Raw genomic sequence first — 9,240 nt, 5'->3', positions numbered from 1 at the left:
CAAGATCGCGCAACATCCTGGTTGTAGTGGCTTCCCGGCCTTTCGTGGCCACTACATCCTGGTTCGAGCGCGATCTTGGCGGCCGTGGGCGCCCAAACCCGGGTCCCGGTCTCTCGGAGGCGGTGTTCGTCGTCAAGATTCGCGCAATATCAGGGATGTTGCGGTCTCCCGCATCTCGGAGGCAGCAGCATCCGGCAAGTTGCGCAGATCTTGGCCCGGGGCCCGGGGCCCGGGGCCCGGGCCCCGAGGCGCGGAGCGCGGAGCGGCCTGGCGGCCTGGCGGTCAGGCGGTGGCTGGTACCGGAGTGGCGGCGTCGGTCGGGATGGCCTGGGGGGCCGGCGTGACCGGGCGGCGTTCCCGGGTGGACCACTGCGCCGACAGGGCGGCCAGCAGCACCAGGCAGGAGCCGAGCATGTGCGCGCCGACCAGGAGTGCCGGTACGTGGGTGAAGTACTGCACGAAGCCGATCAGGCCCTGACCCAACTCCACGGCGACCAGGATGATCGCGGCGCGGGTGGCCCGCTGCGCGCCGACGGCGCGGAACGCGAAGATCAGCGCCACCGAGAGGCCGATCAACAGGAAGACCCCGTCGGCGTGCACCTGCGAGATCGTCTCCGGGTCGAGCCCGTTGCGGGCGGCGCCGTGGTCGCCGGCGTGCGGACCACTGCCGGTGACCCAGGTGCCGACGACCAGCACGGCGACGGTCACGCCGGTGGTGACCCGGGCCAGCGCGCGCAGCGGTGCGGGCACCGCGGCCACTGTCGGGCCGTCGGGGTCGCCGATACGTCGCCAGAGGGCGTACGCGGCGGCGATCACCGCCATCGAGGCGAGGAAGTGCAGCCCGACCACCCACGGGTTGAGGTTGGTCAGCACTGTGATGCCACCGATCACCGCCTGGGCGGGAATGCCCAGGAAGACCGCCACGGCCAGTGCGAGGAGCCCGGGTCGGCGGGGCCGGTGCAGCAGGACGGCCAGCACGGTGGCCAGCGCGATGAGACCCACCGCGAAGGTCAGCATGCGGTTGCTGAACTCGATCACGCCGTACACGCCCATCTCGGGCGTGGTGACGTAGGAATCGTCTGTGCACCGGGGCCAGGTGGGGCAGCCGAGGCCCGAAGCGGTCAACCGGACGGCCCCGCCGGTGACGACGATCCCCACGTTCGCGATGATCGAGGCGAGTGCGAGGCGGCGCAGCAGGTTGCCGGAGACCGGACGGACGATTCGGTTCACAGCGCAAATCCTACGCACCGTAGTGATCGAGGTTCGTCCGACTCCGTCGGCTCGGTGGTTCGGATCACCGGGGCCCGGGTTTGCGACCCTCCGGGTAATTACGTAACGTTGGCGTTGTGAAAAACGCGGCGGCGCTCTCCGGGCACCAACCGACGGCCGTACCGGCCCTCGGTGCGCCTGCGTCCGCGCCTGCCGTGACCACGTCAGCCGGCCTCGCCGGACCGGCGGCGGCCGAGGTCTCCACCCGGGATCGGGTCACCCAGTTGCTGCTGGAGCAGGGTGCGACCACCGCCGCGCAGCTTGGCGCGGCGCTCGGGCTCAGCCCGGCGGCGATTCGCCGGCACCTGGACGCGATGCTCGCGGACGGTGACGTGTATGCCCGTGAGCAGACCGTGCAGGGCAGTCGCGGTCGGGGGCGCCCGGCCAAGGTGTTCCTGCTGACCGAGGCCGCCCGGGTCCGCTGTGGCACACACCACTACGACAACATGGCCACCGCCGCGTTGCGCTGGATCGCCCGCAGTGGCGGCTCGGGCGCGGTCGAGGCGTTCGCCACCGAGCAGGTCTCCGCTCTCGAATCCCGTTGTCGGACGGCCATGGAGGACGCCGGCGACGACCCGCTGGCTCGAGCCGAGGCACTCGCCGCGGCGCTCACCGCCGAGGGTTACGCTGCCAATGCGACCACGATCGCCTCCGGCGGCCAGCTCTGTCAGCACCACTGCCCGGTGGCGCACGTGGCCGCCGAGTTTCCCCAGCTGTGCGAGGCCGAGACCGCGGTTATCTCCCGTCTGGTCGGCACCCACGTGCAGCGTCTGGCCACCATCGCGCACGGCGACGGGGTGTGCACCACGCACATCCCGACCCAGCCGGGCCGCGTTCAATCCGGTAATCCCGTAACCACTGTGAGGACAGATAGATGACCGAGCAGATCGTCCAGCCCCTGACCCAGGAAGAGCAGCTCGCCGCCCTGGGCCGTTACGAGTACGGCTGGTCCGACCCGGACGCCGCCGGGGCGGTCGCCCAGCGCGGCATCAACGAGGCGGTGGTTCGGGACATCTCGGCCAAGAAGAACGAGCCGGCGTGGATGCTCGACCTGCGGCTGAAGGGCCTGCGGCTGTTCGGCCGTAAGCCGATGCCGGCCTGGGGCGCGGACCTCACCGGGATCGACTTCGACAACATCAAGTACTTCGTGCGGTCGACCGAGAAGCAGGCCACCAGCTGGGAGGACCTGCCCGAGGACATCAAGAACACCTACGACCGGCTGGGCATCCCGGAGGCGGAGAAGCAGCGGCTGGTCGCCGGTGTCGCGGCGCAGTACGAGTCGGAGGTCGTCTACCACAAGATCCGTGAGGACCTTGAGGAGCAGGGCGTCCTCTTCCTGGACACCGACACGGCGCTGCGCGAGCACGAGGACGTGTTCAAGGAGTACTTCGGCACTGTGATCCCGGTCGGCGACAACAAGTTCGCCGCTTTGAACACCTCGGTGTGGTCCGGTGGCTCGTTCATCTACGTGCCGAAGGGCGTGCGGGTGGACATCCCGCTGCAGGCCTACTTCCGGATCAACACGGAGAACATGGGCCAGTTCGAGCGGACGCTGATCATCGTCGACGAGGGTGCGTACGTGCACTACGTCGAGGGTTGCACGGCGCCGATGTACTCCTCCGACTCGCTGCACAGCGCGGTCGTGGAGATCATCGTGAAGAAGAACGCGCGCTGCCGTTACACGACCATCCAGAACTGGTCGAACAACGTCTACAACCTGGTCACCAAGCGCGCCGTCTGCCACGAGGGCGCGACCATGGAGTGGGTCGACGGCAACATCGGCTCCAAGGTGACCATGAAGTACCCGGCGGTCTACATGACCGGCGAGCACGCCAAGGGCGAGGTGCTCTCGGTGGCGATGGCCGGCGAGGGTCAGCACCAGGACGCCGGCGCCAAGATGGTGCACGCCGCGCCGCACACCTCCTCGACCATCGTGTCGAAGTCGATCGCCCGTGGCGGCGGCCGCACCTCGTACCGGGGTCTGGTGCAGGTGCTGGAGGGTTCGCACCACAGCCGGAGCACTGTCAAGTGCGACGCGCTGCTGGTCGACACCATCTCCCGCTCGGACACCTACCCGTACGTCGACATCCGTGAGGACGACGTGTCGATGGGGCACGAGGCGACCGTCTCCAAGATCAGCGACGACCAGCTCTTCTACCTGATGAGCCGGGGCCTGAGCGAGGACGAGGCGATGGCCATGATCGTGCGCGGCTTCATCGAGCCGATCGCCAAGGAGCTCCCGATGGAGTACGCGCTGGAGCTCAACCGCCTGATCGAGCTTCAGATGGAGGGCGCGGTCGGCTGACGCCGCCCGTCCCACCGAGCACCTGACACCGTCGTCGTAGAACAGACCAAGGAAGAAATGACTACCCAGGCTTCCGCGCCGCCGCCCAGCACCAAGTCGCAGGCGCTGCGCTCGTACGACGTCGCCGACTTCCCGGCCCTCACCGGCCTGGAGGAGGAGTGGCGTTTCACCCCGCTCAAGCGCCTCCGCGGCCTGACTAGTGAGGCGCCGGCCGCGACCGGCGCGGTCCGACACGAGTACGGCGACCTGCCCGAGGGCGTCGCCATCACCCGCGTCGGCCGTGACGACGAGCGGGTCGGCAGCGTGCTGACCCCGGTCGACCGGGTCAGCGCGCTGGCCTACGGTGCCGCCGCGGACGCCCTGCTGCTGCGGGTGGCCCCCGACGTGGTGCTCGGCGAGGCGGTGCGGCTGCGGGTGGTCGGCGAGGGCGTCGAGCAGCCGGCGTTCGGTCACACCTTCGTCGAGGTGGGCCGGTTCGCCGAGGCGACGGTGGTGCTGGAGCACGTCGGGTCGGCCACCCTGGCCGACAACGTCGAGGTGGCCGTGGCCGACGGCGCGAAGCTGACGCTGGTCACGGTCGCCGACTGGGCCGACGACGCGGTTCAGGTCCAGCACCTGAAGATCAAGCTGGGCCGGGACGCCAGGGTCATCCACATCCAGGTCTCCCTGGGTGGCGACCTGGTCCGGCAGTTCACCAGCGTGGAGTACACCGGGCGCGGTGGCGAGGCCGAGCTGTACGGCGTGTACTTCGCCGACTCGGGCCAGCACCTGGAGCACCGGCAGCTGGTCGACCACAGCGTCCCCGACTGCCGCAGCTACGTCGGCTACCGGGGCGCCCTTCAGGGCGAGAGCGCGCACACCGTCTGGGTGGGCGACGTGCTCATCCGGGCCGAGGCGACCGGCACCGACACGTACGAGATCAACCGGAACCTGCTGCTCACCGACGGCGCACGGGCGGACTCCGTACCCAATCTGGAGATCGAGACCGGCGAGATCGCCGGCGCCGGCCATGCCAGCGCGACCGGCCGCTTCGATGACGAGCAGTTGTTCTACCTGATGGCCCGGGGCATTCCGGAGAGTGAGGCCCGCCGGCTGGTGGTCCGTGGTTTCTTCGCCGAGCTGATCAACAAGATCCCGGTGGAGTCGCTGCGCGAGAGCCTCGGCGACGCGATCGAGGCCCGGCTGACCAAGGCGGGCGCTTGATGATCCGCATCTGCTCCACCGAGGACGTGCCGAAGGGCACCGCGATCAGCGCGGACGTCGACGGCACGCCGATCGCCCTGGTGCACGGCGAGGACGGCGGCTTCTACGCCGCGTACGACGAGTGCTCGCACGCCTCGGTCGCGCTCTCCGAGGGTGAGGTCGATGGCTGCACGCTCGAGTGTTGGCTGCACGGCTCGCGCTTCGACCTGCGCACCGGCGAGCCGACCGGCCTGCCCGCCACCGAACCCGTCCCCGTCTACCCCGTCGAAGTCCGCGACGGAGACATCTACCTCAGCCTGACGCCGAGTAATGGAGTGACCCGATAATGAGCACCCTGGAGATCCGCGACCTGAAGGTGTCGGTCAAGCTGCCCGAGGGTGAGCTCAAGCCGATCCTGGCCGGCGTCGACCTGACCGTGAAGTCGGGCGAGACCCACGCGATCATGGGCCCGAACGGTTCCGGCAAGTCCACCCTGGCGTACTCGATCGCCGGTCACCCCAAGTACGAGATCACCGGCGGCACGGTGACCCTCGACGGCGAGGACGTGCTGGCCATGACGGTCGACGAGCGCGCCCGCGCCGGCCTCTTCCTGGCCATGCAGTACCCGGTCGAGGTTCCCGGCGTCTCGGTGGCGAACTTCCTGCGCACCGCGAAGACCGCCATCGACGGCGAGGCGCCGAAGCTCCGTACCTGGGGCGGCGAGCTGCGCGGCGCGATGGAGCGTCTCCAGATGGACCCGGCGTTCGCCCAGCGCAACGTCAACGAGGGCTTCTCCGGTGGTGAGAAGAAGCGGCACGAGATCGTCCAGCTGGAGCTGCTCAAGCCGAAGATCGCGATCCTCGACGAGACCGACTCCGGTCTCGACGTGGACGCGCTGCGCGTGGTCAGCGAGGGCGTCAACCGGGTCCGCGACAACGGTGACACCGGCGTGCTGCTGATCACCCACTACACCCGGATCCTGCGCTACATCAAGCCGGACTTCGTGCACGTCTTCGTGGCCGGCCGGATCGTCGAGCAGGGCGGCCCGGAGTTGGCCGACAAGCTCGAGGCCGAGGGCTACGAGCGGTACGCCGCCGGGGCCGGCACGGCCAAGGCCTGAGCGGGAGAGGCGCTGCCGAGATGACCAGCATCGCGATCCCTTCGGGGATGCCGCAGTACGACGACGTGCCGCGTTTCGACGTGGCCCGGGTGCGCGCCGACTTCCCGATCCTCGGTCGGGACATCAACGGGCACCCGCTGGTCTACCTCGACAGCGCCAACACCTCGCACAAACCCCGCCAGGTGCTCGACGTGCTCGACGAGCACTACGCGCGGCACAACGCCAACGTGTCGCGCTCGGTGCACACACTGGGCACCGAGGCCACCGAGGCGTACGAGGGGGCGCGGGCGAAGATCGCCGCGTTCATCAACGCGCCGAGCACCGACGAGGTGGTGTTCACGAAGAACTCCACCGAGGCGATCAACATCGTGGCGTACGCCTTCTCGAACGCCTCGCTGCGTCCGGACGCCGATCCCCGTTTCCGGCTCGGTCCGGGCGACGAGGTGGTGATCTCCGAGATGGAGCACCACTCGAACATCGTCCCGTGGCAGTTGCTCTGTGAGCGGACCGGCGCGACCCTGCGCTGGTTCCCGGTCACCGACCAGGGGCGGCTGGACGAGTCGGGCCTGGAGGATCTGGTCACCGAACGGACGAAGATCGTCTCGCTGGTGCACATGTCCAACATCCTCGGCACTGTCAACGCCACCTCCCGGATCACCGCGCGGGTCCGCGAGGTGGGCGCGCTGCTGCTGCTGGACTGCTCGCAGTCCGTGCCGCACCTGCCCATCGACGTAGTCGACCTGGACGCCGACTACATCGTCTTCACCGGCCACAAGATGTGCGGTCCGACCGGCATCGGTGTGCTCTGGGGCCGGGGTGAGCTGCTGGCGGCCATGCCGCCGGTCTTCGGCGGCGGCTCGATGATCGAGACGGTCACCATGGCTCGCTCGACGTTCGCCGCGCCACCGGCCCGCTTCGAGGCGGGCACCCCGCCGATCGCCGAGGCGGTCGCGCTCGGTGCGGCGGTGGACTACCTGACCGGCATCGGGATGCAGGCCATCCAGTGGCACGAGAAGGAGCTGACGGCGTACGCGCTGGACGCTCTCGGCTCGGTGCCGGACCTGCGGATCTTCGGTCCGACGGTGCCGGTGGGTCGGGGCGGGACCATCTCGTTCGCACTCGGTGACGTGCACCCGCACGACGTGGGTCAGGTGCTCGACTCGCTCGGCGTGCAGGTGCGGGTGGGCCACCACTGTGCCAAGCCGGTGTGCAGCCGGTTCGGCGTCCCGGCCATGACCCGGGCCTCGTTCTACCTCTACACCACCACCGAGGAGATCGACGCTCTGGTGGCCGGTCTGGAGCAGGTGCGGAAGGTGTTCGACTGATGCAGCTCGACCAGCTCTACCAGGAGATCATCCTGGACCACTACAAGCGCCCACACGGGCGCGGCCTGCGCGACGCCGACGACTCGGGTGACCGGGTCGCGGAGGCGCACCACGTCAACCCCACCTGCGGTGACGAGGTCACCGTCCGGGTGGCCACCGACGGCACGGTGCTGCACGACATCTCGTACGACGGGATGGGCTGTTCGATCAGCCAGGCCTCGGCGAGCGTGCTGCACGAGTTGCTGCGTGGTCGCGGCGCCGGGGAAGCATTCGAGGTGCACGAGGCGTTCGTGGAGTTGATGTCCGGACGTGGCCAGGTCACGCCGGACGAGGACGTGCTCGGTGACGGGGTTGCTTTCGCGGGTGTGGCCCGTTACCCCGCCCGGGTCAAGTGCGCGCTGCTGCCGTGGATGGCGTTCAAGGACGCCGCGGCACGCGCCGGTGTGGGCGTGAGCCCGGAGGTGACGGCGTGAGCGAGCGTCTGCGAGCGAATCGTTGGTGCAGCGAGCGTCAGCGAGCGAATGACACTGTGGTGCCTTGTGGCATCACGAAGCGATGCGGAGGGACGGCATGAGCGAGAACACCGCTACTGAGGCGACGCCGGAGGCCGGTGACACCACAGTGGTGCCGCAGACCGACGCCGCGACCACCGAGGGCACCGGTGACGCCGCCGCTCCTGCGGGCGGCGTCAGCAAGGCCATGATCGCCGACATCGAGGAGGCGATGAAGGACGTCGTCGACCCGGAGCTCGGCATCAACGTTGTCGACCTCGGCCTCGTGTACGGCGTCCACGTCGACGACGAGAACGTCGCCACCCTGGACATGACGCTCACCTCGGCGGCCTGCCCGCTGACCGACGTCATCGAGGACCAGACCCGGCAGGCGCTGACCACCGGCCCCGGCGGCGGCCTGGTCAACGACATCCGGATCAACTGGGTGTGGCTCCCGCCGTGGGGCCCAGACAAGATCACTGACGAGGGCCGGGACCAGCTCCGCTCCCTCGGCTTCAACGTCTGACCCGATCCCACTTCGTCGAGCGCGGTACCCGTCCGGGTGCCGCGCTCGACGCGTTTCATGCCCACCCGAAAGTAGTGGAACGGATCGTTCCGGTCTGCTAAGCTGAGTCCATCGAACGGAGCGGAATATTCCGCTCCGATGCGAGTGGAGTAGCTCGCGGGAACCCGGCAGAGAGGGCAGGACGATGAGCGAGATCGCGGCGGGGCAGTGGCGGACCGTGCTCGACGAGGCGCACGCGGCGCTTCGAACGATCGTCGAGGGGGTTCCGGCCGACGCCTGGGAGCGACCCACCCCGTGCGAGCTGTGGAACGTCACCCAGGTACTGCAGCACGCGACCGGCGACCAGCTCGCCTTCGCGGCGGCGATCAGCGGCGGGCCGGGGCCGGCAGAGGACCCGTTCGCGCCCTCCGGTCGGATCGACGGTGACAAGATCGCCGGCCTGCGCGCCGCCCTCGACGCCTCCGCCCGGGCCTGGAACGGTGTCGCCGACGACGACCCGGCGGTGCCCACGCCGCTGCCCCAGGGCAAGCTGCCAGCCGAGGTCGGCGCCGTAGCGTGCGCCCTGGACGCGGCAGTTCACGCCTGGGACATCGCGGTGGCCACCGACCAGCCCTCCCCGCTCAGCGCCGACCTGGCCCGCCCCCTGCTGGTGGCGGCCCGGCAGATCGTCGAGCCGCTGCGGGCCTACGGCGCGTACGCCCCGGCGATCGACCCCGCCGCGGAGTCCGACGAGGTCGCCGTCCTGCTCTCCTACCTCGGTCGCGACCCCCGGTGGCCCGGAGTTCAGCTCTGACCGGTCGGCACACCCCCGAACAACCCAAGATCGTGCTCGATCACTGATGTAGTGGCCTCGGTGCGTCGCAGAGGCCACTACATCCTGGTTCGAGCACGATCTTGGCGCGGGGCGCGGGGCGCGGGGCGCGGGAGATCGGAAGGGTGCAGTGTAGGGGAAGAGGGGAGATCTGGGGGGGCGCCGGATCAGAAAGAAAAAAAAAATAGTAAGTTAGTGACTAAATCAGGCA

At 69.3% G+C, this 9,240-nt stretch carries 10 protein-coding genes; 9 read left to right on the top strand and 1 reads right to left on the bottom strand.

Annotated elements, in window-relative coordinates; all coding sequences use genetic code 11:
* Positions 1 to 282: 282 nt before the first annotated feature.
* Entirely contained in the window at positions 283 to 1,248 is a 966-nt protein-coding gene (locus NIE79_RS20100; protein WP_238680027.1) for a COX15/CtaA family protein, read from the bottom strand.
* 98 nt (positions 1,249 to 1,346) lie between these two features.
* On the opposite strand from NIE79_RS20100, the gene NIE79_RS20095 reads away from it, so the two are divergent.
* From NIE79_RS20095 to NIE79_RS20055, 9 genes are all read left to right on the top strand, one after another.
* Positions 1,347 to 2,147 carry a helix-turn-helix transcriptional regulator gene (locus NIE79_RS20095; protein ID WP_372471682.1) on the top strand — a complete coding sequence of 267 codons (801 nt, stop codon included), beginning with the start codon at positions 1,347 to 1,349 and terminating at the stop codon, positions 2,145 to 2,147.
* Positions 2,144 to 3,574 carry a Fe-S cluster assembly protein SufB gene (sufB, locus tag NIE79_RS20090; RefSeq protein ID WP_238680026.1) on the top strand — a complete coding sequence of 477 codons (1,431 nt, stop codon included), beginning with the start codon at positions 2,144 to 2,146 and terminating at the stop codon, positions 3,572 to 3,574. Before NIE79_RS20095 ends, sufB begins: the two co-directional genes overlap by 4 nt.
* A 57-nt stretch (positions 3,575 to 3,631) precedes the next feature.
* Positions 3,632 to 4,777: a Fe-S cluster assembly protein SufD gene (sufD, locus tag NIE79_RS20085; RefSeq protein ID WP_238680025.1), complete on the top strand. Its 1,146-nt coding sequence runs from the start codon at positions 3,632 to 3,634 to the stop codon at positions 4,775 to 4,777.
* Positions 4,777 to 5,103, top strand: coding sequence for a non-heme iron oxygenase ferredoxin subunit (locus tag NIE79_RS20080; protein ID WP_091403693.1), 327 nt, complete (start codon positions 4,777 to 4,779; stop codon positions 5,101 to 5,103). Before sufD ends, NIE79_RS20080 begins: the two co-directional genes overlap by 1 nt.
* Positions 5,103 to 5,876 (top strand): Fe-S cluster assembly ATPase SufC, encoded by a 774-nt coding sequence (gene sufC / locus NIE79_RS20075; RefSeq protein WP_112677399.1) that lies wholly within the window; start codon positions 5,103 to 5,105, stop codon positions 5,874 to 5,876. Before NIE79_RS20080 ends, sufC begins: the two co-directional genes overlap by 1 nt.
* Positions 5,877 to 5,896: 20 nt before the next feature.
* Positions 5,897 to 7,201, top strand: a complete 1,305-nt coding sequence (locus NIE79_RS20070; RefSeq protein ID WP_238680024.1) for a cysteine desulfurase — start codon at positions 5,897 to 5,899, stop codon at positions 7,199 to 7,201.
* Positions 7,201 to 7,674, top strand: a complete 474-nt coding sequence (sufU, locus tag NIE79_RS20065) for a Fe-S cluster assembly sulfur transfer protein SufU (protein ID WP_238680023.1) — start codon at positions 7,201 to 7,203, stop codon at positions 7,672 to 7,674. Before NIE79_RS20070 ends, sufU begins: the two co-directional genes overlap by 1 nt.
* A gap of 97 nt (positions 7,675 to 7,771) precedes the next feature.
* On the top strand, positions 7,772 to 8,218 hold the full coding sequence (locus NIE79_RS20060) for a metal-sulfur cluster assembly factor (RefSeq protein WP_238680022.1): 447 nt from the start codon (positions 7,772 to 7,774) through the stop codon (positions 8,216 to 8,218).
* Between the two features lie 184 nt (positions 8,219 to 8,402).
* Positions 8,403 to 9,011, top strand: coding sequence for a TIGR03086 family metal-binding protein (locus NIE79_RS20055; protein ID WP_238680021.1), 609 nt, complete (start codon positions 8,403 to 8,405; stop codon positions 9,009 to 9,011).
* Positions 9,012 to 9,240: the final 229 nt, after the last annotated feature.

This window comes from Micromonospora trifolii (assembly GCF_022229005.1).
Lineage (GTDB): Bacteria > Actinomycetota > Actinomycetes > Mycobacteriales > Micromonosporaceae > Micromonospora > Micromonospora trifolii.
The sequence above is the reverse complement of the archived record's forward strand: the minus strand, read 5'-3'. Positions and strand labels throughout refer to the sequence as shown.